The sequence below is a fragment of the Streptomyces sp. NPDC093261 genome (assembly GCF_044753645.1).
Taxonomy (GTDB): Bacteria; Actinomycetota; Actinomycetes; order Streptomycetales; family Streptomycetaceae; genus Streptomyces.
This window is the reverse complement of the sequence record NZ_JBIVNO010000003.1, coordinates 52,039-74,165: the sequence shown is the minus strand read 5'-3', so window position 1 is coordinate 74,165 and position 22,127 is coordinate 52,039. Positions and strand designations below refer to the sequence as shown.

Annotated in this window: 19 protein-coding genes; 10 read left to right on the top strand and 9 right to left on the bottom strand. The window is 71.4% G+C overall.

The window, feature by feature from the left end; all coding sequences use genetic code 11:
- Positions 1–10: 10 nt before the first annotated feature.
- Positions 11–313, bottom strand: a complete 303-nt coding sequence (locus tag ACIP94_RS09490) for a hypothetical protein (RefSeq protein WP_402421941.1) — start codon at positions 311–313, stop codon at positions 11–13.
- A gap of 194 nt (positions 314–507) precedes the next feature.
- Between ACIP94_RS09490 and ACIP94_RS09485 the strand changes: the two genes are divergently transcribed.
- Positions 508–1,269: a MerR family transcriptional regulator gene (locus ACIP94_RS09485; protein ID WP_402421938.1), complete on the top strand. Its 762-nt coding sequence runs from the start codon at positions 508–510 to the stop codon at positions 1,267–1,269.
- A 201-nt stretch (positions 1,270–1,470) separates the two neighbouring features.
- On the top strand, positions 1,471–2,607 hold the full coding sequence (locus ACIP94_RS09480) for a DedA family protein (RefSeq protein WP_402421935.1): 1,137 nt from the start codon (positions 1,471–1,473) through the stop codon (positions 2,605–2,607).
- 67 nt (positions 2,608–2,674) lie between these two features.
- Here ACIP94_RS09480 and ACIP94_RS09475 read toward each other — a convergent pair whose 3' ends face one another.
- Together ACIP94_RS09475 and ACIP94_RS09470 are read right to left on the bottom strand one after the other, a co-directional pair.
- On the bottom strand, positions 2,675–4,345 hold the full coding sequence (locus tag ACIP94_RS09475; RefSeq protein ID WP_402423026.1) for a threonine/serine exporter ThrE family protein: 1,671 nt from the start codon (positions 4,343–4,345) through the stop codon (positions 2,675–2,677).
- Between the two features lie 223 nt (positions 4,346–4,568).
- On the bottom strand, positions 4,569–5,060 hold the full coding sequence (locus ACIP94_RS09470; protein WP_402421932.1) for an inorganic diphosphatase: 492 nt from the start codon (positions 5,058–5,060) through the stop codon (positions 4,569–4,571).
- A 79-nt stretch (positions 5,061–5,139) separates the two neighbouring features.
- Here ACIP94_RS09470 and dacB point away from each other — a divergent pair, with 79 nt between their 5' ends.
- The 6 genes from dacB (at position 5,140) to folE (ending at position 13,255) form a co-directional block, all read left to right on the top strand.
- Positions 5,140–6,795: a D-alanyl-D-alanine carboxypeptidase/D-alanyl-D-alanine-endopeptidase gene (dacB, locus tag ACIP94_RS09465; protein WP_402421929.1), complete on the top strand. Its 1,656-nt coding sequence runs from the start codon at positions 5,140–5,142 to the stop codon at positions 6,793–6,795.
- Positions 6,796–7,106: 311 nt separating this feature from the next.
- Entirely contained in the window at positions 7,107–8,240 is a 1,134-nt protein-coding gene (locus tag ACIP94_RS09460; protein ID WP_402421926.1) for a zinc-dependent metalloprotease, read from the top strand.
- 193 nt (positions 8,241–8,433) lie between these two features.
- Positions 8,434–9,465: a tRNA lysidine(34) synthetase TilS gene (tilS, locus tag ACIP94_RS09455; RefSeq protein ID WP_402421923.1), complete on the top strand. Its 1,032-nt coding sequence runs from the start codon at positions 8,434–8,436 to the stop codon at positions 9,463–9,465.
- A gap of 231 nt (positions 9,466–9,696) precedes the next feature.
- Positions 9,697–10,257, top strand: coding sequence for a hypoxanthine phosphoribosyltransferase (hpt, locus tag ACIP94_RS09450; RefSeq protein ID WP_402421921.1), 561 nt, complete (start codon positions 9,697–9,699; stop codon positions 10,255–10,257).
- Positions 10,258–10,479: 222 nt separating this feature from the next.
- On the top strand, positions 10,480–12,504 hold the full coding sequence (gene ftsH / locus ACIP94_RS09445; RefSeq protein ID WP_402421918.1) for an ATP-dependent zinc metalloprotease FtsH: 2,025 nt from the start codon (positions 10,480–10,482) through the stop codon (positions 12,502–12,504).
- Positions 12,505–12,649: 145 nt separating this feature from the next.
- A complete protein-coding gene (gene folE / locus ACIP94_RS09440; RefSeq protein ID WP_402421915.1) occupies positions 12,650–13,255 on the top strand; it encodes a GTP cyclohydrolase I FolE in 606 nt (201 codons plus the stop codon).
- A 32-nt stretch (positions 13,256–13,287) separates the two neighbouring features.
- On the opposite strand, the gene ACIP94_RS09435 is transcribed toward folE, so the two are convergent.
- The 6 genes from ACIP94_RS09435 to ACIP94_RS09410 all read right to left on the bottom strand — a co-directional run bounded on the left by ACIP94_RS09435 (position 13,288) and on the right by ACIP94_RS09410 (position 18,685).
- On the bottom strand, positions 13,288–13,779 hold the full coding sequence (locus tag ACIP94_RS09435; RefSeq protein WP_402421912.1) for a DUF3180 domain-containing protein: 492 nt from the start codon (positions 13,777–13,779) through the stop codon (positions 13,288–13,290).
- Between the two features lie 81 nt (positions 13,780–13,860).
- Entirely contained in the window at positions 13,861–14,472 is a 612-nt protein-coding gene (gene folK / locus ACIP94_RS09430; protein WP_402421909.1) for a 2-amino-4-hydroxy-6-hydroxymethyldihydropteridine diphosphokinase, read from the bottom strand.
- Positions 14,469–14,828 (bottom strand): dihydroneopterin aldolase, encoded by a 360-nt coding sequence (gene folB / locus ACIP94_RS09425; RefSeq protein ID WP_402421906.1) that lies wholly within the window; start codon positions 14,826–14,828, stop codon positions 14,469–14,471. Before folB ends, folK begins: the two co-directional genes overlap by 4 nt.
- Before the next feature lie 262 nt (positions 14,829–15,090).
- Complete coding sequence (locus tag ACIP94_RS09420) at positions 15,091–15,594, bottom strand: nuclear transport factor 2 family protein (protein WP_402421903.1); 504 nt, start codon at positions 15,592–15,594, stop codon at positions 15,091–15,093.
- Positions 15,591–16,523, bottom strand: a complete 933-nt coding sequence (gene folP / locus ACIP94_RS09415) for a dihydropteroate synthase (protein WP_402421901.1) — start codon at positions 16,521–16,523, stop codon at positions 15,591–15,593. The genes ACIP94_RS09420 and folP overlap by 4 nt, the downstream gene beginning before the upstream one ends.
- A 332-nt stretch (positions 16,524–16,855) precedes the next feature.
- Positions 16,856–18,685: a phosphatidylglycerol lysyltransferase domain-containing protein gene (locus ACIP94_RS09410; protein WP_402421898.1), complete on the bottom strand. Its 1,830-nt coding sequence runs from the start codon at positions 18,683–18,685 to the stop codon at positions 16,856–16,858.
- A 207-nt stretch (positions 18,686–18,892) separates the two neighbouring features.
- On the opposite strand from ACIP94_RS09410, the gene ACIP94_RS09405 reads away from it, so the two are divergent.
- Both ACIP94_RS09405 and ACIP94_RS09400 read left to right on the top strand, forming a co-directional pair.
- Entirely contained in the window at positions 18,893–20,020 is a 1,128-nt protein-coding gene (locus ACIP94_RS09405; RefSeq protein WP_402421896.1) for an alpha/beta hydrolase, read from the top strand.
- A 427-nt stretch (positions 20,021–20,447) separates the two neighbouring features.
- Positions 20,448–22,061 carry a hypothetical protein gene (locus ACIP94_RS09400; RefSeq protein WP_402421893.1) on the top strand — a complete coding sequence of 538 codons (1,614 nt, stop codon included), beginning with the start codon at positions 20,448–20,450 and terminating at the stop codon, positions 22,059–22,061.
- The last annotated feature ends 66 nt before the right edge of the window (positions 22,062–22,127 follow it).

The window sequence follows — 22,127 nt, the reverse complement described above, 5'->3', positions numbered from 1 at the left end:
GGTGCTGCGGTCATTTGGGGCGAGTGCGCCGTCTCCCGTTCACCCCGGGTGCCTTCCAGACGAGGGGGCCGGCCAGGACGCCCGTCGCGGTGATCACGACCAGGATCCGGGGCGCGGAGTAGCGGCCCACGCCCACGGCGTCGGGCAGGTTCCCCCACAGGACCTGCCGGAGCTGTGTGGCGGGTCCGCTCATGGCAAGGCCGAGGAGACTGGCTCCGAACCCGGCGACGAGCGCCGGGAGGGTCAGCGGCAGCAGCCCCCGCGCGGGGGTCGCCGGGGCGACGGCTGCCTTCTGCGCGGTGTCCTGGGCCACGCGCCCACCATAGGGGGGCAAAACGTGATGAACGCCCTGGCACGCGGGCGGTCCGCGTTCCCGGTGTTCCCCGCGTTCCACGTGGTGCGGGTCTTCCGGGTGATCCCGGCGTCCCGAGGCGGCCGGGAACATGCGCCTTGCACCTCACGCGACGTGAGGCCCGAGTCTGAATGCGTACCCAGAAGGGAGCGGAAGTGAGTTACTCGGTGGGCCAGGTGGCCGATTTCGCCGGTGTGACCGTGCGCACGTTGCACCACTACGACGAGATCGGCCTGCTCGTACCCGGTGAGCGCACGCACGCCGGTCACCGGCGTTACGGTGACGCCGACCTCGACCGGTTGCAGCAGATCCTGTTCTACCGGGAACTTGGCTTTCCGCTCGAGGAGGTCGCCGCCCTGCTCGGCGACCCGGACGCGGACCCGGGCGCGCATCTGCGCCGGCAGCACAAGCTGCTGACCGCCCGGATCGAGCGACTGCAGAAGATGGCGGCGGCCGTGGAGCACGCCATGGAGGCACGCACGATGGGCATCAACCTCACGCCCGAGGAGAGGTTCGAGGTGTTCGGGGCCAAGGACCCGGAGCGGTACGCGGAGGAGGCCGAGCGCCGCTGGGGCGGCACGTCGGAGTACGCCGAGTCGCAGCGGCGCACCGCGCGCTACACCAAGGACGACTGGAAGCGCATACAGGACGAGACGGCCGCCTGGGGCGAGCGCTACGACGCCCTCATGGCCGCCGGGGAGCCCCCGGCCGGGGAGCGGGCCATGGACCTGGCCGAGGAACACCGGCAGCACATCTGCACATGGTTCTACGAGTGCTCGTACGAGCTGCATCGCTGTCTCGGTGAGATGTACGTCTCCGACGAGCGCTTCAGGGCGTTCTACGACTCCATGCGGCCGGGTCTCGCCGAGCACCTCAGGGACGCGATCACGGCGAACGCGGACCGCCACGACGGGTGAGCGCAGGACAGGTGCGGGTAAGGGGTGCCGGCCCGTGGTCGGCGCCCCTTGGAGTCGTACCTCACGCACGGTGCATGCTGGAGACACCGGTGGAACCCGCTGGGGACGCCGTCCGTTGATAGCTTTGTCCGGCCATCGCCGTGGTGCCGGCCGCCCGTCAGGGCGCCGCGCCTCCCCTCACCCCTTCAGGAGCCCGGAACCGTGATGACGCTTGCCCTCGGCCCGAGCTGGCTGGATCCGAACCACCTCCTGGGCACCTTCGGTATCTGGGGCCTGCTCCTCGTCGTCTTCGCCGAGTCCGGACTGCTCATCGGGTTCTTCCTGCCAGGCGACTCGCTGCTGTTCACCTGCGGTCTGCTGATCACCTCGAACCAGATGGACTTCCCTCTGGCGGGAGCCATCGCGCTGATCTGCCTCGCCGCGATCCTGGGCGACCAGGCGGGCTACATGTTCGGCAAGAAGGTCGGCCCCTCGCTCTTCAACCGGCCGAACTCCCGCCTCTTCAAGCAGGAGAACGTCACCAAGGCCCACGAGTTCTTCGAGAAGTACGGTCCGAAGTCCCTGGTGCTGGCCCGCTTCGTGCCCGTCGTGCGCACGTTCACGCCGATCATCGCCGGGGTCAGCGGCATGCGGTACCGCTCCTTCCTGGTCTTCAACGTCATCGGCGGCGCCCTGTGGGGCGCGGGCGTCACCCTGCTCGGCTCCTGGCTGGGCAACATCGGCTTCGTCAAGAACAACATCGAGGCGATCCTCATCCTGATCGTCCTCGTCTCGGTGGTCCCGATCGCCATCGAGTTCCTGCGGGCACGCTCCAAGGCCAGGAACGAGTCGGCGCAGGCCCCGGCCGCGCAGCAGCCACCCCTCCAGCAGCCGCCCTTCCCGCAGCCGGCCTTCGGGCAGCGGCAGCCGGTCATGGACGACGCGACGACGCGGCTGCGCGCCGTGCCGCCGGCCCGCCAGGACCAGAACCAGGCCTACGGCCATCCGAACGAGGCCTACGGCCACCCGAACCCGAACGAGGCCTACGGCCACCCGAACCAGGCCTACGGCCACCCGAACCCGAACCAGGCCTACGGCCAGCAGGGCCAGACCTACGGCGGGCAGAACCACGGCGAGCAGAACCACGGTGGGCAGGGACAGCAGCCGTACGGAACGAACCAGGGCGGCTACGACGAGTACTACGGCCGGCCCCGGCAGCAGCCCTATGCCCAGCAGTACCCCCAGGACCACCAGCAGCCGCAGCAGCCGCAGCAGCCGTACGGCAGCGACCGGGGCTACGCGCCGCAGCAGCAGCCCCAGCAGCCGCACCCCTACAGCCAGGGCTACCCGCAGAACTGACCCGGGCGCCCGGAATCCGGCCGTCCCGCCCGGAGCCCGGGCCGCGAAGGGCCTCGGAGGACGCGCGTCAGAAGCCGCGCGTCCGCTTGGCCGCCCGGCGTCCCTCGGCGGAACCGCCCGGAATCCGAAGGAACAGCCGCGAGATCTCCGACCCGAGGTTCACGCCGATGGCGATGGCCATGGCGAGGGAGGCTGCCTTCGCCAGTGACACCAGGCCGTTGTCGACGTGGTTCTGGGCCATCGACAGCAGCCCGAAATAGGTCGCCGAACCGGGCAGCAGGGGCCCGATGGCGGCGGTCGTGTACGGCAGCGCGGACGCGAACCGGTAGCGCGACAGCAACTGCCCGAACAGGCCCACCAGGCCGGCGGCGACGGCCGTGGAGGCGACCGGCGAGATGCCGCCCGGGTAGTGCATGGCGCCGTAGACGCACCAGGCGACTCCTCCGTTGAGGGCCACCAGCAGCACGGTGGATCGTTCCTGCTGGAGCAGGATCGCGAAGGTCAGGGACAGCAGGATCGACGCCATGATCTGCACGACCGGCCGCTCGGAGAGATGCAGGGCGGCGTCCGGGTTCAGCTGGGCGCCCAGCTTCACCCCGAAGTACAGGACCACCAGTACGCCGGTCACGATGCCCACGAAGAAGTACATGACTTCCAGCAGGCGTGCCGCCGCGGTGATGTAGAAGCCGGTCAGGCCGTCCTGCACGCCCGCCACCAGGGCCCGTCCCGGCAGCAGCGCGAAGAGACCACCGGTGATCACGGCGGACGCGTTCACCTCGACATGGGCGACCGTGAGCGCGACGCCGATCGCGGCCGGGGGCATCGCGGCCACCGTGAACTGGTAGAACTCCGGCAGTCCGCGCCCGGCGCACAGCCACGCCAGGCGGTCGCCCAGCATCGCGCCGATCGCCGCGGCGATGAAGACCACGAGGTCACCACCGACGAGAATCGAGGCCGCACCGGCGAGCAGCCCGCTCGCGCCGGTGAGCACCCAGCCGGGGTAGGGGTGCCGGTTGCGGCGTATCTCGGCGAGCCGGCGGTAGGCCTCCTCCAGGGAGACCGCGGTCTCCGGGTCGCTGAGATCGTCCACGAGCCGGAAGACGGCGGCCAGGCGTGTGTAGTCCGTGCCGCGGCGGCGTACCGTCCGCGACGCCGACACGGGGTCCTCCACCAGGGACGGCTGGTATGAGACGGACAGCAGCGTGAAGGTGACGGTCGGCTCGCAGCGGTCCAGCCCGTACGAACGGCAGACCGCGAACATCGCGGCCTCCACGTCCTCGGCGCCCTCACCGCCCGCCAGCAGCAGTTCGCCGATTCGGAGGGTCAGGTCGAGCACGCGCGGCACGGCGGGGCCCGTCTCCCCGGCCTTCTGCGCGGGCTCCAGAGCGGGCCGCTCGGCGACCGGCATCCGCAGCATCGTGCGCATACGGTCCTGCCAGGGCACCTCGTCGGTCAGCCGGACCATGGGGATGCCGGACGGCGGGGTGAAGGCCGCCGGGGCGTGCCGGACGCTGTAGGTGCTCGGCGGGCTGAACGCCGACCCCTCCGGCTCGGCCGCGTGCGGCTGCGGGACCTCCAGGCCGTCCGGGAGGGCGAACTCGGAGGTCGTCTCCGACTCCGTGCCGGCGGCCGGCACGTCGAGGCCCTCGGGAACGGCGAACTCGGACGTCGTCGAGGACTCGGCACCGCCGGTCGTCAGTACCTCGAGCTCCAACGGAATCGTGAACTCGGACGTCATCACGGAGTCGTCGCCGCCCCACCCGGGGGCCGGGTATGCGCTCCTCGCCTCGTCCGACCGCGGCTTGCGGTCCTCCGTGTCCGGCTCCGCCACCTGCTTCCCTCTTGCCTTTCCTCAGCCTGTGTCCCGCATGTACCTCACGTACGCCTCAGTATGCGCACAGGTACGCGAACGGGCCGCGTCACCCCTGTGGGATCACGCGGCCCGCGGTCGACGACAGGGGTCAGTGGCCGCCGTGCTCCTTGAAGCGCTTGTAGGAGCGCTCGATCTCGACCTCCGCGTCCGCACGCCCCACCCAGTTGGCGCCCTCGACGGACTTGCCGGGCTCCAGGTCCTTGTAGACCTCGAAGAAGTGCTGGATCTCCAGGCGGTCGAACTCGGAGACGTGGTGGATGTCCCGCAGGTGCTCCACGCGCGGGTCGGACGCCGGCACGCACAGCAGCTTGTCGTCGCCGCCGGCCTCGTCCGTCATCCGGAACATGCCGATGGCGCGGCACTTGATGAGGCAGCCCGGGAAGGTCGGCTCCTCAAGGATGACCAGCGCGTCCAGCGGGTCGCCGTCCTCGCCGAGGGTGTTCTCGACGAAGCCGTAGTCGGCCGGGTAGCTGGTCGAGGTGAAAAGTCGACGGTCCAGGCGGATACGACCGGTCTCGTGGTCCACCTCGTACTTGTTCCGCGAACCCTTCGGGATCTCGATCGTGACGTCGAACTCCACCGGTGGCTCCTCCATGATCAACACATAGTTCTGGTGGTTAAGTGTCCCTCACGCAGGTGTGTGATCGCGAAAGGGGCTGGTGGTCGTGCCGGAGCTGAGGGCCTGGCGGGCCGCGAGGCCGCGTCTGGCGCGGGCCGCGCAGGCCGTGAGACCGCGCCTCGCACGCGTGGCCGGGGCCGTGCGACCCCGCGCGCGGCGGGTCGCCGAGACCGTGAGACCACGCATGGCACGGTTCACCGGAGCGGTGAAACCGCACGTCGCACGGATCGCGCACCTCGCGCGCCCGCGCGCCGGGAGGCTCACCACCCCGCAACTGGCGGCTGTCGCCGCCGTCATGGGCCTGGTGCTCGCGGTCGGGGCCGCGCATGCCGCCGGTCCCTGGGACTCCTCCGGTCAGCGTACGGCCGAGCGCGACCGGGCCGCAGCGTGGGACCGCGAGGGTGGCGCAGATCACGGACGCGGCGCGGGCGCGACGGCGGAGGCGCCGGCGCCCGCGCCGACCGCCGCGCCCGTGCTGGCCGGCGTCGGCGCCGCCACGACCCTGTCGGCGCCGGGCACACGGACTCTTGCGGCCACGCTCGACAAGCTGCTCGGGGACCCCTCCCTCGGCTCCAAGCGCACGGCCGCGGTGGTCGACGTCGCGACCGGCAGGCGACTGTACGGCAAGAGCCCGGACGACGCGCTGACCCCCGCCTCCACGACCAAGATCGCCACCGCGGTGGCCGTGCTCTCCGCGGCCGGCCCCGACCACCGCCTCACGACCCGCACGGTGCTGGAGCCCGGCACCGGCAAGCTGGTGCTCGTCGGCGGGGGCGACCCCACACTGACGGCCCGTGCACGGGCCGACGGCTGGGCGAGCCTGCGCACCCTCGCCGACGCGACCGCCGCCGCCCTCAAGAAGCGCGGTGTGACCTCGGTGTCGCTCGCTTACGACGCCTCCCTGTTCACCGGCGAAGCGCTGCACCCCATCGGGACCAACCCCAACCTCGCCCCGGTCACGGCCCTGATGGCCGACGAGGGCCGCCGGGACGACTCCACCAACGGGCCCGCGGACCGCAGCACGGACCCGGCGGGGGACGCGGCCCGCGTGTTCGGCGGGCTGCTGCGCGAGCGCGGCATCAAGACCTCCGCCCCCGGCGTCCCGGCGGCGAAGGCCACGCCCCGTGCCGAGACCGTCGCCTCCGTCCAGTCGCCGCCCCTGTCCGCCGTGGTCGAGCGGATGCTCACCAACAGCGACAACGACATCGCCGAGGCCCTCGCGCGCCAGACCGCCCTGGCCACCGGCGGCCGGCCGAGCTTCGACGGCGGCGCGGCCGCGATCGCCGCCCAGCTCGGCAAGCTGCGGCTCCCGCTCACCGGGGCGACGTTCCACGACGGCAGCGGGCTGAACCGCGACGACCGGCTCACGGCGGATCTGCTCACGTCCCTGCTGGCCCTCGCCGGCTCCGCGTCCCACCCCGAACTCCGCCCGGTTCTGACGGGTCTGCCGGTGGCCGGCTTCACGGGCACCCTCAGCGACCGCTACACGGAGGCCGCCGAACGCTCGGGCACCGGTCTCGTACGGGCCAAGACGGGCACGCTGACGGGCGTCAACACCCTCGCCGGGACGGTGGTCGACGCCGACGGCCGGCTGCTGGCGTTCGCCTTCCTGACAGACGGCTCGATGGACCAGACGGCCGCCCGGGAGGCCCTGGACCGCACGGCGGCGGGGCTGGCGGGCTGCGGTTGCCGGTAGCGCACCGCCCGACCTCGGGGCGCACCGCCGGTGGCGCGCAGCCCCGCACCGCCGGTGGCGCACCGCCCCACCTCGCCGGTGGCGCGCGGCCCCGCACCGCCGGTGGGGCGCAGCCCCGCACCGCCGGTGGCGCACCGCCCCACCTCGCCGGTGGCGCACCGCCCCACCCCCGTGCGGTGCGCCGCTCCGGGCCGCCCGCGCGTGCGCTGCCCTGGTGGGGCACCAACCTCGGCGGTGGGCTCCCCTCGGGGCGCACCGTCCCGCGTTGCGCTGCCCTGCCCCGAGCGGCGGTGCTCACGTACCGTTGACGCATGACGAGCATCGGTGGTGCCGGATCTCCTGGGATGGTCGACTGGAATCTCGCGGTGGCGACCGCGACCCGGCTCGTGCGGCCGGGCCCCGAGGTGAGCCGCGACGAGGCCCGCGCGGTCGTCGCGGAGCTGCGCCGGCACGCGAAGGCCTCGGAGGAACATGTCCGGGGCTTTGCTCGTATGGGCGAGGAGGGCGTCCGCGACACTCCCGTCCTCGTCGTCGACCGGCCCGGCTGGGTCCGGGCGAACGTCGCCGGATTCCGGGAGATCCTCAGGCCCCTCCTCGACAAGATGGAGCGGCGGCGCGGGAGCACCCCCGGCGGAGCCGTCCTCGGTGCCGTCGGCGGCAAGGTCACGGGCGTGGAACTGGGCATGCTGCTGTCGTTCCTGTCCTCCCGGGTCCTCGGCCAGTACGAGACCTTCGCCCCGGCCACCCGCGAACTGCCCGCGGGTGAGAACGGCGGCGGCCGCCTCCTGCTGGTCGCGCCGAACATCGTGCACGTGGAACGCGAGCTGGACGTCCACCCCCACGACTTCCGCCTCTGGGTGTGCCTGCACGAGGAGACGCACCGCACGCAGTTCACCGCGGTGCCCTGGCTGCGCGATCACCTCGAGGGCGAAATCCAGTCTTTCCTGGGAGAGACCGATGTCGACCCCATGACGGTCCTGGAGCGCCTGAGGGAAGCGGTCCAGTCCCTCGCCGGGGGCCGCACGGAGGGCGAAGAGGGTGACGACGGTCACTCGTTCGTCGAACTCGTGCAGACGCCCGCCCAGCGGGAGATCCTCGGGCGGCTGACCGCCGTGATGTCCCTCCTCGAAGGCCACGCGGACTTCGTGATGGACGGCGTCGGCCCGGACGTCGTCCCGTCCGTCGCCGAGATCCGCGAGAAGTTCCAGCAGCGCCGCGCCAGGGGCGCCTCCCGTCTCGACCTCGCCCTGCGCAAACTGCTTGGCCTGGACGCCAAACTCAGGCAGTACCGTGACGGAGAGCGGTTCGTGCGGGCGGTCGTCGAGCAGGTCGGCATGGACGGCTTCAACCGGGTGTGGACCTCTCCCAACACCCTCCCCACCAAGGCGGAGATCGCCAAACCGGCGGACTGGGTCGCACGGGTGCATCGCAGGGCGGAGCCGTAAGCCCGGCGCGAGCGGGGTGAGACGAATCCGGCCGTCGGCAGGTGAACGCCCCGCCAATCACTCGTCCGAGGGACCGTGAGCGATGGGTAGGCGTGCAATGCTCGGGGAACGGCCCGTTTCTGTCACCATTTACACACTCAGAGTGACCAGCAATCGGGCTCACCCCCCGACAACTTCATGAAGGGAACCGGACATGGGTCCCCATCCTGCGGTCGCGGCGATACGCCTGGCGGTTCGCCGCGTCCTCCACGACATCATCACCGAGCAGACCACGGAACCGAGCAGCGCCTCCCCCTCCCACGAGCGCCCCTCCGCGCCGCTCGTGCTCGTGGCGTGCTCCGGCGGCGCCGACTCGATGGCGCTCGCCTCCGCCCTCGCCTTCGAGGCCCCCAAACTCGGCGTCCGCGCCGGCGGCATCACCATCGACCACGGACTGCAGGACGGCTCCGACCTGCGCGCCGACGAGGTGGTCCTGCGCCTGCGCGAGCTGGGCCTCGACCCGGTCGTCTCCATCGCCGTGAGCGTCGGCCGCGCCGGAGGCCCCGAAGCCGCCGCCCGCGACGCGCGCTATGCCGCCCTGGACGCCACCGCCGAGCGCCATGGCGCCACAGCGGTCCTCCTCGGGCACACCCGCGACGACCAGGCCGAGACCGTCCTGCTCGGCCTCGCCCGCGGTTCCGGCATCCGCTCCCTGTCAGGCATGGCCGCGGTCTCGGGGGCCGACGGCCGCTACCGTCGCCCCTTCCTGCACATCGACCGGCAGACCGCCCGCAAGGCCTGCATGGTCCAGGCCCTGCCCGTCTGGGACGACCCCCACAACGCCGACCCCGCGTACACCCGCTCCCGGCTCCGCCACGAGGGCCTGCCCGCCCTGGAGAAGGCGCTCGGCAAGGGCGTCGTCGAAGCCCTCGCCCGCACGGCCCAGCTCTCCCGCGACGACGCCGACGCCCTCGACGCCTGGGCCAGCCAGGCCGAGACCGCGGTACGCGACGCCTCCGGCCTCCTGGAGTGCGCGAAGCTCTACGCCCTGCCCCCCGCCGTGCGCCGCAGGATCCTGCGGCGCGTCGCCATCGAGGCCGGTGCTCCGGCCGGGTCCCTCTTCGCCCGTCACATCGAGGAAGTGGACCGCCTGATCACCGGCTGGCGCGGCCAGGGAGCCATCAATCTCCCGGGCAAAGTCGTCGCCCAGCGTCAGGGTGGCAGACTGGTGATTCGGCACGGCTGAAAACCCGCCCCCTTCGGGAGGCGTCCGGTCACCCTCCGGGGTGGGACCGGTCAGCCGCGCGAGCGAGCCGAAGGGGTGTGCCGCTGTCGCGAGGGACAGTGGATACCGGCCGCGAGGGCTGTAGTCGTTGCGGCTGCCCCGCGCGGGTGTCCGCGGACGGTCGACCGTCCACAGCGGCACGGGCACCCCCGAGGCGAGCGGGCAATCAAAGCGGCGGGACGACCGAAAGTGATGCGGGTGGACGCGAAAGACATGGGTGCCGACCTCAAGCAGGTGCTCATCGCCAAGGAAGAGATCGACGCGAAGCTGGCCGAGCTGGCCGCGAAGATCGACGCGGAGTACGCGGGCAAGGACCTGCTGATCGTCGGTGTCCTCAAGGGCGCGGTGATGGTCATGGCCGACCTCGCGCGGGCGCTGTCCACCCCCCTCACCATGGACTGGATGGCCGTGTCCTCCTACGGCGCCGGCACCCAGTCCTCCGGCGTCGTGCGGATCCTCAAGGACCTCGACACCGACATCAAGGGCAGGCACGTCCTGATCGTCGAGGACATCATCGACTCCGGCCTGACCCTGTCCTGGCTGATCTCCAACCTCGGCTCGCGCGAGCCCGCCTCCCTGAAGGTGTGCACGCTGCTGCGCAAGCCGGAGGCGGCCAAGGTCGCCATCGACGTCGAGTGGGTCGGCTTCGACATCCCGAACGAGTTCGTCGTGGGCTACGGCCTCGACTACGCGGAGAAGTACCGCAACCTCCCGTTCGTCGGTACGCTCGCGCCTCACGTCTACGGCGGCTGAACCTCGGGGGTCCGGCCGTCGGCGACGGCGGCCGAACCCCGGGGTCCGGGCTCTTTCCGTACGTTCGGGAACCCCAGCGGGTCTCGCGCCGTTGGAGCATGCGTGGACGGTATTGCCAGCGGTCCCCGCGGCTGCGGGTGACAATCCTGGGGTACCGTCAGAAGAACTGTCTTTATCAAACTCACTATGGCAGGAGGGACGGGGCGGCACCGCTCCGTATGGATGGACGTGAAGCGATACTTCCGTGGGCCGGTCATGTGGATCGTGCTGGCCGTCCTTGCCGTGGTCGTGTTGATGCAGGTCGTCGGCTCCTCCGGCGGCTACAAGACGGTGGACACCGGCCAGGTCGTCGCGGCGATCAATGAGAACAAGGTCCAGTCGGCCAAGCTGACCACCGGCGACGAGCAGATCGTCAAGGTCCTGCTGAAGGACGGCCAGAAGGTCCAGGACAGCTCGAAGATCCAGGCGAGCTACATCGGGCACCAGGGCGAGACCCTGGCCAACATCCTGCAGGACAAGTACCAGACCAAGCAGATCCCGGACGGCTACACGGTCTCGCCGTCCAAGCAGAACCCGTTCGTCGGGATCCTGCTCTCTCTGCTGCCCTTCGTCCTCATCGTGGTCGTCTTCCTGTTCCTGATGAACCAGATGCAGGGCGGCGGCTCCCGGGTCATGAACTTCGGGAAGTCCAAGGCGAAGCTCATCACCAAGGACACCCCGAAGACGACCTTCACGGACGTCGCGGGCGCGGACGAGGCCGTCGAGGAACTCCAGGAGATCAAGGAGTTCCTCCAGGAGCCGGCCAAGTTCCAGGCCGTCGGCGCCAAGATCCCCAAGGGTGTCCTCCTCTACGGGCCTCCCGGTACGGGCAAGACGCTGCTCGCGCGTGCCGTCGCGGGCGAGGCGGGCGTGCCCTTCTACTCGATCTCGGGTTCCGACTTCGTCGAGATGTTCGTCGGTGTCGGTGCCTCCCGAGTCCGTGACCTGTTCGAGCAGGCCAAGGCGAACGCACCGGCCATCGTCTTCGTCGACGAGATCGACGCGGTCGGCCGCCACCGTGGCGCCGGTCTCGGCGGCGGTCACGACGAGCGCGAGCAGACCCTGAACCAGCTGCTCGTCGAGATGGACGGCTTCGACGTGAAGGGCGGCGTGATCCTCATCGCCGCCACGAACCGCCCCGACATCCTCGACCCGGCCCTCCTGCGCCCCGGCCGCTTCGACCGCCAGATCGCGGTCGACCGCCCGGACATGCAGGGCCGTCTGGAGATCCTCAAGGTCCACCAGAAGGGCAAGCCGGTCGCCCCGGACGTCGACCTGGCGGCCGTCGCCCGCCGCACCCCCGGCTTCACCGGCGCCGACCTGTCGAACGTGCTGAACGAGGCGGCCCTCCTCACGGCCCGCAGCGACCGCAAGCTGATCGACAATCAGATGCTGGACGAGGCGATCGACCGCGTGGTCGCGGGCCCGCAGAAGCGGACCCGGATCATGTCGGACAAGGAGAAGAAGATCACCGCGTACCACGAGGGCGGTCACGCCCTGGTCGCGGCGGCCTCGCCGAACTCCGACCCGGTCCACAAGATCACGATTCTTTCCCGCGGCCGCGCCCTCGGCTACACGATGGTGCTCCCGGACGAGGACAAGTACTCCACGACGCGCAACGAGATGCTGGACCAGCTCGCCTACATGCTGGGCGGCCGCGCGGCCGAGGAACTGGTCTTCCACGACCCGACCACGGGTGCCGCGAACGACATCGAGAAGGCCACGTCCACGGCCCGCGCGATGGTCACGCAGTACGGCATGACCGAGCGTCTCGGCGCGATCAAGTTCGGCGGCGACAACACCGAGCCGTTCCTCGGACGTGAGATGGCTCACCAGCGCGACTACTCGGAGGAGGTCGCCGCGCTGGTGGACGAGGAAGTCAAGAAGCTGATCGAGAACGCGCACAACGAGGCCTGGGAGATCCTGGTCGAGAACCGCGACGTCCTCGACAACCTGGTGCTCGCGCTGCTCGAGAAGGAGACCCTGGGCAAGGAGGAGATCGCCGAGATCTTCGCCCCGGTCGTCAAGCGCCCGCCGCGGCCCGCCTGGACCGGCTCCTCGCGCCGCACGCCGTCCACCCGCCCGCCGGTGCTCTCCCCGAAGGAGCTCGCACTGACGAACGGGGCGAACGGCGCGGCCCCGGCGATCGCCAACGCGACCGAGTCCCTCCCCACCGAGAAGGCTCCGGAGGACCGCCGGGAGAGCTGATCCAGGGCCCTCCCAAGGGCCCCGAAGGCCCGGAATTTCTGCCGCGCCCCCCAGGGTTTTAGCCTGGGGGGCGCGGCGTTTCCCTTCAGGCCGCACACCAGACGCGTAATCCGCACGCGTCCCAGGCGCAGGAACGAGGCACCACATGACCGACCCGGTGACGCTGGACGGCGAGGGCAGAATCGGCGAGTACGACGAGAAGCGCGCGGAGAACGCCATACGGGAGCTGCTCATCGCGGTCGGGGAGGACCCGGACCGGGAGGGCCTGCGCGAGACTCCGGGAAGGGTGGCCCGCGCGTACCGGGAGATCTTCGCCGGCCTGTGGCAGAAGCCCGAGGACGTCCTGACGACGACCTTCGACCTGGGCCATGACGAGATGGTGCTGGTGAAGGACATCGAGGTGTTCTCGACCTGTGAGCATCACCTGGTGCCGTTCAGGGGGGTCGCGCACGTCGGCTATATCCCGGCCACCAGCGGAAAGATCACGGGCCTGTCGAAGCTGGCCCGGCTCGTGGACGTCTTCGCGCGCCGGCCGCAGGTGCAGGAGCGGCTGACGACGCAGATCGCCGACTCGCTCATGGAGATCCTCGAGCCGCGCGGGGTGATCGTCGTGGTCGAGTGCGAGCACATGTGCATGTCGATGCGCGGCATCCGCAAGCCCGGCGCGAAGACGATCACCTCGGCGGTGCGCGGTCAGCTACGGGACGCGGCCACCCGCAACGAGGCCATGAGCCTCATCATGGCGCGCTGAGGCCCCGCGGGCCGCGGTGCTCCCTCAGGGCCCTACGAGACCGCTTTTGTGTCGCCGTCGCCGCTGTGCTCGTCGTCGTCCGGGAGGCGGCAGACGCGCTCCAGGAAGAAGGCGGCCCCTATGACGGCGATGCCCGCCAGGACCGAGAAGCCGGCGTAGATGGCCTGGTCGCGCGTCGTGGGGATGTCCAGCGACTCCAGGAGGAAGACGCCCGCGCCGCCGTACATTCCGGCGACCAGGGACGCCACCAGGGCGCTCGCCTGGCCGAAGACGACCGCCCGGGCCGCCATCAGCGGGTCGACGCCCTTCGCGCCGGGGCGGCGCTCCCGCTGGGCCTTCAGCCGGGTCCGCAGGGAGAGCGCCGTGGCCAGCAGGACCACGGCGATCAGGGCGAGGACAATGGGCGCGGCCAGGGGGACCCGGGGGAGGGTGCCCACCGCGCTCCACAGACGGGCCGCCGCCCAGGACAGCACTCCGGCCACCACGAACACCGCCGCCAGCGTCCTGATGCGCAGCTCTTTCACGATGCCCCTTCGTCAGCGCCCGACGGTCACCCGTCCGCGGTCGTGGAGCCGGGAGCATCCCGGCCCGGTAGACCTTAACGACTATTCCGGCAGCCGGAGTTCCAGGTCGGGGCGGGGCGTGACGCCTTCGAGGGTGACGGCGGCGAGCAGATCCGCCACCGGACCCCGGGTGGGGAGCTGGGCCGCAGGGTCCAGGTCGTACCACGGGGCGAGGACGAAGGCCCGCTCGTGGGCGCGCGGGTGGGGGAGGGTCAGCACCGGGTCGCCGGAGACGACTTCCGCGTACGCGATGATGTCCACGTCCAGGGTGCGCGCGCCCCAGTGCTCGTCCCGCACCCGGTGGAAGGCCTCCTCCACCGCATGGGCCCGCTCCAGGAGCGAGGACGGGGGCAGGGTGGTCTTCACCACGACCACCGCGTTGAAGTACGCGGGCTGGCTGCCCGGGGCGACGCCCCACGGCTCCGTCTCGTAGACCGGGGAGACCGCCTTGACGCGGACGCCCGGGGTGTCCTCCAGGGCGTCGATGGCGCCCTGGAGGTTCTCCAGGCGGTTGCCCAGGTTCGAGCCGAGGGAGATCACGGCGCGTTTGGGGTTCTGCAGGGTCGTGTCGGCGGCGTCCACCTGCTCCACCACGGAGGCGGGCACCGGCTGTACGGTCGGGTCGCTCTGACCCCCGGCGAAGAAGGCGCTCATACTCGGCTCCGGGTGATGGTGACGGTCACATCGTCGAAGGGGACGGTGATCGGCGCGTCCGGTTTGTGCACGCACACCTCGACCTCGCGGACCGGGGCGTGCTTGAGGCAGGCGAGAGCGATGCGCTCGGCGAGCGTCTCGATGAGGTCCACGGGCTCTCCTTCGACCAGGGCCACGACCTCTTCGGCGACGATGCCGTAGTGCACGGTCTTCGACAGGTCGTCGTCGACCGCGGCCGGCCGGGTGTCCAGGCCCAGCACGAGGTCCACGATGAAGGTCTGCCCCTCCTCGCGTTCCTTGGGGAACACGCCGTGGTGTCCGCGGGCCTTCAGGCCGCGCAGCGCGACACGATCCACGCGAATCACTCCTGCAATCGTCGGTAGCGGCAGGTGCGCACCGAGTGCGGTCGGTGCACCAGCCTCGAATGCGAATCTACCTGCGGGCACCGACAGCGTTCGCTCGCGAAAGCGTGCGCCCCTGTCACGGCCGGAGGCTTCATCGGGCGTTTTCCCTGGCAAACACGGTGTCTTACGCGGCGGTAGCCGACCCCTACCCGGGGGTAGGTGATTCCCGCCACGTCAGGCCGCCTACCCAATCCGGCAGCGTCTGCCACCTGCTTCACGCGGACGAGTCGTCGTCCTCTTCGTCGGTGGACTCGGTCAGGACGGGGGAGGCGTGGTGGGACCAGAGCTTCCAGCCGTCGGGGGTGCGGCGGAACAGGTTCGTGGCGACGACGATCTGGCCGACGAGGGGGCCCAGCTCCTCGCCCTCCTCCGGGGCCGGGCCGCCGCTGAGGATGTTCTCGGTGCAGCTCACCAGGGCGGTGTCGCCGGTCACCGAGACATGGACGTCCGTCAGGAAGAACTGGATGTAGTCGGTGTTCGCCATGATCAGGGCGTACGACCGCAGGACCTCGCCGCGGCCGGTCAGCACGGGCCAGCCGGGGTGGACGCAGGAGACCACGCCGGCGTCCGCCGGGTCGTGATACTCCTCGTCGATGCCCAGGTCGGAGGGCGTCAGCCACAGCGAGGACAGCTCCTCGAAGTCACCCCTTTCCATCGCCTCGTAGAAGGCGGTGTTGGCCCGCTCCACCTGTTCGACATCGGTGTGGGCGGTGCTCACCGGGCTCCTTCGGCGGATCCGGTGCCCGGGCGCGTGCCGTCGGTGGGGCCGTCCGGCGCGGGGCCGGCCGCGCGCGCCGCCTCGATGGCGCGTGCGACGCGCACCGCGTCCGCCGTCGCGTGGACCTCGTGCACGCGGACCGCCCACGCGCCGGCCTGGGCGGCGAGTGCGGAGACGGCGGCCGTGGCGGCGTCGCGCTCGCGGGCGGGCGGGGGCGCGCCCTCGGGGCCGGCCAGGACACGGCCCAGGAACCGCTTGCGGGAGGCGGCGACCAGCACGGGATGGCCCAGAGCGTGCAGCCGGTCGAGGTGGGCGAGCAGGGAGAGGTCGTGCTCGGCCTGCTTGGAGAAGCCGAGGCCGGGGTCGACGACGATCCGGTCGGGGGCGATACCGCCCTCCAGCACGGCCTCCACGCGCGCGTGGAGTTCGTCGACGACCTCGGTGACGACGTCCTCGTAGACGCCCTTGACGTTGCCCCCCTCCAGGAAGCCGCGCCAGTGCATCACCACGAAGGGGGCGCCGGAGGCCGCGACGACGGGGATCATCGCGGGGTCCGCGAGGCCGCCGCTGACATCGTTGACGAGGGCGGCCCCGGCGGCGAGGGCCTGTTCGGCGACGGAGGCGCGCATGGTGTCCACGGAGACCGTGACGCCCTCGGAGGCGAGGCCGCGCACGACCGGGACGACCCGCCTGAGCTCTTCGGTCTCGTCGACGCGGGTGGCCCCGGGGCGGGTGGACTCCCCGCCGACATCGACCAGGTCGGCGCCCTGCGCGACCAGGTCGAGGCCGTGCTTGACGGCGGCGGTGGTGTCGAACCAGCGGCCGCCGTCCGAGAAGGAGTCGGGGGTGACGTTGACGACGCCCATGACCGCGCAGCGGTCCCATGTAGGAAGGCCCGCCACGTGGCCCCGCCCGGTCTTCGTGCTCATATGTTCAGCGTAGGCCCCCGAGGGTCCCGCCCCGGGCCCGCGGGTCCGGGGCGGGACCGGATCGGGCCCCGGGTCCGGGCCGGTGCCGCGGCAGGTGGGCCTGTGGTGGCCGCGGGTGTGCCGTGAGGGAAGCGGGGTACTTGGGGACGGCCAGGTGGGTGGGCGTCCGAGCGAGGGCTTCCGGGCTGGGCGGGCCGGGGCCCTCGCTCGGACCGGTCGTGCACCTGTCTTGGACCTGTCGTGAAGGGGAGCGGATCGGCCCTCGGCGCGGCCCGCGGTCGTACGGGCCGGGAGGCGGCCCGGTCAGGTGGCCCGGCCCGGGTCCGGTGGGGTCAGGCCGCCCGGACGCCGTGCTCCGCCACCGTGTGGGCGCAGGGGCGCTGCACCGGGGCGGAGCGGCGCAGCAAGCGGGGCAGCGCCAGGTTCACAAAGCCCTCCGCCTGCATCATGGCCAGGCCGATGCGCGGCAGGTCGCGGGAGGACGCGTAGACCACGAACCGCGGCTCCCAGCGCGGCTGGAACTTCGCGTTGAACTTGTACAGGGACTCGATCTGGAACCAGCGGGAAAGGAAGACCAGCAGTCCCCGCCACGCGCGCAGCACCGGTCCCGCGCCGATCTTCTCGCCGCGTGCCAGGGCCGAGCGGAACATCGCGAAGTTCAGCGAGACGCGCTCGATCCCGAGCTTCGGGGCGGCTTGGAGGGCGGCCACGATGAGCAGTTCGTTCATGCCCGGGTCCGCCGAGCGGTCCCGGCGCATCAGGTCCAGCGAGGCACCGTCGGTGCCCCACGGGACGAAGTGCAGGATCGCCTTCAGATCGCCGTAGGGGCCCTGCGCGGCGTCAGGCTTGTGCGCCGTGGCGATGAGGCAGTCGGCGTCGGCGGGATCGCCGATGCGGCCGAGTGCCATGGAGAAGCCGCGCTCGGTGTCCGTGCCACGCCAGTCCTCGGCCGCGCGCCGTATGCGTTCCAGCTCGCCGTCGCTGAGGTCACGGATGCGCCGTACCCGGGTTTCGTAACCGGCCCGCTCGATGCGCTTCACCATCTGGCGCACGTTGCGCATCGCGCGCCCGGTGAGTGAGAAATCCCTGACGTCCACCACCGCCTCGTCGCCCAGTTCGAGGGCGTCCAGGCCGGTCTCGCGGGTCCAGACCTCGCCGCCCGTCTCCGAGCAGCCCACGACCGCGGGGGTCCAGGAGTGGGCCTTGGCCTCGTCCATGAACCGCTCGATGGCGCCGGGCCACGCCTCCACGTCGCCGATCGGGTCCCCGCTGGCGAGCATCACGCCGGAGACGACGCGGTAGGTGACCGCGGCCTTGCCGCTCGGCGAGAAGACGACCGCCTTGTCGCGGCGGAGCGCGAAGTGGCCGAGCGAGTCGCGGGCGCCGTGCTTCTCCAGCAGGGCGCGCAGCCGGGCCTCGTCCTCCTCGGTGAGCCGGGCGGCGGGGTGTTCGGGGCGGAAGGCGAGGTAGATCGTGGTGACCGCGGTCAGCAGACCGAGCGCGCCGAGCGAGAAGCCCACCGTCCAGGAGGTGTCGCCGGTGTAGTCCACCGGGCCCTCGAAGCCCAGCAGGCCGTACAGCACATGCTCGATGCGGTCGGACACGCTCGGGTCGCCGACCATGCGGTGCGTGTGGACGCTGACGATGACCAGGCCGAGGCCCAGTGAACCGGCCCCCATGAGCACGAAGTTGGCGAGCGCCCGCCAGCGGCTGCGCGGGTCGGGCAGGGCCGCGAACTCCCTTCGATGGCGCAGCAACGGCAGCAGCAGCGCCACCGAGATCAGCACGCCGATGACGGAATGGCGGTAGACGAACTGCGCCACGGCACCCGCCGGGAGGAGCAGCACGGCCGCGCGCCACGCCCTGCGCTTGCGCCGCCGCAGCCCGTGCGCGAGAAGCAGCAGAAGAACGCCGGCGCTCAGCGACAGGGCGGCCGCGAACGGGCCGAACGCCCCGGGCAGGACCTCGACGATGCGGTGCATGCGGCTGTGCCGGAAGCGCGGGAAGACGCCTGCGGCGATGTCCAGGAGCCCCACGAGTGTGCAGGCCCTGGCGACCAGTGCGGGGACGGATTCCGGGAGCGGGCCGCGGAGTATGCGGCGCACCACATGGGATCGCTCCGGAACCTCGCCCGACTTTTCCCCATCTATCCTGACAGACATCGCATCCCGTAGTTCTGCGAGAGACCTTGTGTCCGGTGCCGTTTCGGGCATCCGGCGACATTGCGCCCTCTAGGACGGTGTTGCGGGGAGAGAGGTTCACTCCCCACCTCAAAGCCGGTTCAAAGGCGAAGGAAAGTCCGGGGCAAGCCCTCGCGAAAGTGCGGGTGACGCCCCATGGGTCGGAAAGCGCAGGCAGGAAAAGAGCCCATGGGTCTCACGAGCAACAAAGTGCTGGTTCTGGCGGTCTTGTTCGCCGTGCTGCTGTTCGCGGGCACGGTCTGGTACTGGCCACGGCTGGCGCGGCGCACCTGGCGGGCCGTCGGCGGACGGGTCGGCCTGCTGTTCGCCACCCAGCTCGCGGTCTTCGCGTCGGTCGGGCTCGCCACCAACCAGGCCTTCGGGTTCTATGCCAGCTGGGCCGACCTGCTCGGCCAGGAGAGCACCCAGGGTGTGGTCGTCAACCATGGTCTGGCCGGTTCGACCGGGGGTCCCCTCCAGGTGGTCGGCACCCGTGAAGTGAATGTGCAAGGCGGTGCGCGGCCACAGATCGGCGGGCAGATCCAGCGAGTCGACATAGTGGGGCGGACCACCCACGTGGCCACGCCCGCGTATGTGTATCTGCCGCCGGAGTACTTCCAGCCGCAGTACCGCACACGCACGTTCCCCGCGGCCGTCGTTCTCACCGGCTACCCGGGCACGGCCGAGGCGCTCATCAAGGGGCTGCACTATCCACAGACGGCGCACGGGCTGGCCAAGAGCGGCAGGATGCAGCCGATGATCCTGGTGATGCTGCGGCCGACCGTGGCGCCTCCCCGGGACACGGAGTGCGTGGACGTCCCGGGCGGCCCGCGGAGCGAGACGTTCTTCGCGAAGGACCTTCCCGACGCGGTCGGGGCGCACTACCGGGTCGGGGAGAAGCCCGGCAGCTGGGGCGTCATAGGCGACTCGACGGGCGGCTACTGCGCGCTGAAGCTGGCGATGCACCACCCGGACTCCTACGCCGCCGGCGCGGGCCTGTCGCCGTACTACAAGGCGCCGATCGACCCGACCACGGGCGACCTCTTCCACGGCGACAAGAACCTGCGCAACCGGGCCGATCTGTGGTGGTGCCTCAAGCATCTGCCCGCCCCGGACACCTCCCTGCTCGTCAGCAGCAGCAGGGTCGGCGAGGGCGACTACCGGTCCACGCTCAAGTTCATTCAGCAGGTGGAGGCCAGGAAGCCGACCCGGATCTCGTCGATCATCCTCGACAGTGGCGGTCACAACTTCAACACCTGGCGACGGGAGATCCCGGCGGCCTTGCAGTGGTTGAGCGGGCGGCTCAGCGACCGCTGAGGGGACGAATGCGCGGCGGCTCCGCCCGGAATTCCGCGCAATCCGGCGGAGGCCGGCTCCGACACGGAGCCGGCCTGTGCCGGTGTTGTCTCGCTACGGCTCCGGAATTCGCCCGGGGGTGTGCCCCGGGGTCGCTTTCGGGCGGGGGATCCCGTCCGGGAGGACAAGGCTCGCGCCCCGCCAGGAAATGATCTTGAATAGGGGTCGGCGACTGCCGGAGGCACCGTGAAGCGGCCGCGAGGCGCCGACGGGACGGGCGCCGCCACCCTCCGGTTCCCGTGTCGTATGCGCGGCGGGAGGGAATGCATCGGATTTGGGGGCGGCTCTTCCGTTTCCGGTGGCCCCCGGGTGGAGTGAACGCATAGGAGTGGCGTGTTTTTACCGGGCGGGGCACCATCATTCGCCTACGCGCGGTAAGTTTCTGGCCATGCCACGTGGACGTCACCGCCATTCTCCGCCCTTGCACAGGCTGTTGCCCTCTTCGATGATCGCCGGCGTCTCGATCGTCTGCGCCGTGGGGCCCTGGCTGTTCACGGAGCCACTGGTGCTCCGTGGGCTGGCCGCGGGTGCCGCGGCGACGACGGTGCTGGGCGCGGTCGTCATGCGCCGCTGGGACGTGGCCGCGGGCAAACACGTCGCTGACCTCACGCGCGCGCGGGCGAGTGACGAATGGCGCCACGAGGAGCGGGTCGCCGAGCTGGAGTCCGACCTGGAGGAGTCGCGCGAGCTGCGCACCAAGCTGGAGCAGAAGCTGCGCGCGAAGCGTGCGGAGCTGGCCAGGCTGCGCAACGAGCACGCGGCCCTGCTGCGGCGGTACGCCACCGCGGAGACGGAGCGCGCGACAGCCCTGGAGGGCCGCCGTCTGCTGGCCATAGAGACGACGGCGCCGGCGGCCCGGGCGCTCCCCGCCGGGGAGACGGGTGCGCCGGGCGGCTCCACGACGCCGGACGCCGCCGAGAGCGGGACCCCGGAAGGCCTGGACGTACGGGACTCCGAGGGCGGGACCGGTGCGGACGCGGCCGAACCGGAGCGGAACGCCACGCCGGAGGCGGCGACTCCCGGGGCGTTCTCCCCCGAGGGATCCGCACTCTTCCTGCGGGCCGACTCGGCGCTGGCACGACTCGTCAAGGACGACGGCGACGAGGCATCGCAGGACGCCGAGCCGAAGGGCGACGCCCCGGAGGAGACCGCCGCATCGGCGCAGGGCGACGACCCGGAGCAGGGCGAGGACCCGACGCGGGGCGACGACGCCACGGGCGACGACGCGGCGCTGGCGGCCACGGAGGACGGCACCGCTGAGTCCGTCGAATCCGGCGAATCCATCGAATCCGGCGAATCCATCGAATCCGCCGAATCCATCGAACCCGCCGAATCCGCCGAACCCGGCCCATCTGTCGAGTCCGTCGAGGAGGACGAGACCGTGGACGGGAGCGGCCCCGCGAAGGCGACGGCGGACATCTCGGGGAACGCCCCCAAGGTGCCCGCGCCTTCGGCGCTCTCCGCGCTCACCGCGGCCCGGGCGAAGACCTCCCCGGAGTCCGTTCCCCCGAAGGACGACGGCCCGGGCAACGGCGGCGGGATGAGCCGCTCCGCGGAGGCCGGCACCGGACGGGGCCGCTCCGGTGAGGAGGACGAGGCGGCGGGGAAGCCCACGGCGGTCGCCGGGCGGGAGCACACCGCCGTCCCGACCGCGCGGCAGCCCCAGCCGGCCGTGACCAAACCGGCCCACGCCACCGGGCACTTCACCGTGCCGACCGCCGTCGCCGTCGTACCGGCGGCCCCGCCGCGGCGCCCGGCCACGGCCGGCGGTTTCGACTTCTTCGGCACCAAGAGGTCGGGGGAGTCCGTGACATCCGTGCAGAACGAGGACCTCGCGGACGTCGTCGGCCAGGAGGCCCTCGCGATGCACAAGGCGGAGTCCGAGTCCGGCTTCAAGCCGGCTGATCCGCAGGCGCGCGGCGTCGGCCAGGTCATCGACCTGACGGCCCACGACGAGACGGAGCAGATCGACATCCAGGGGCTGCGCACCGCGGCGTCCTGAGCACGGCCCGTACGAGTGAGGGGCGGCGGCACACCGGGTGCCGCCGCCCCTCACGTCGTTCCCTGC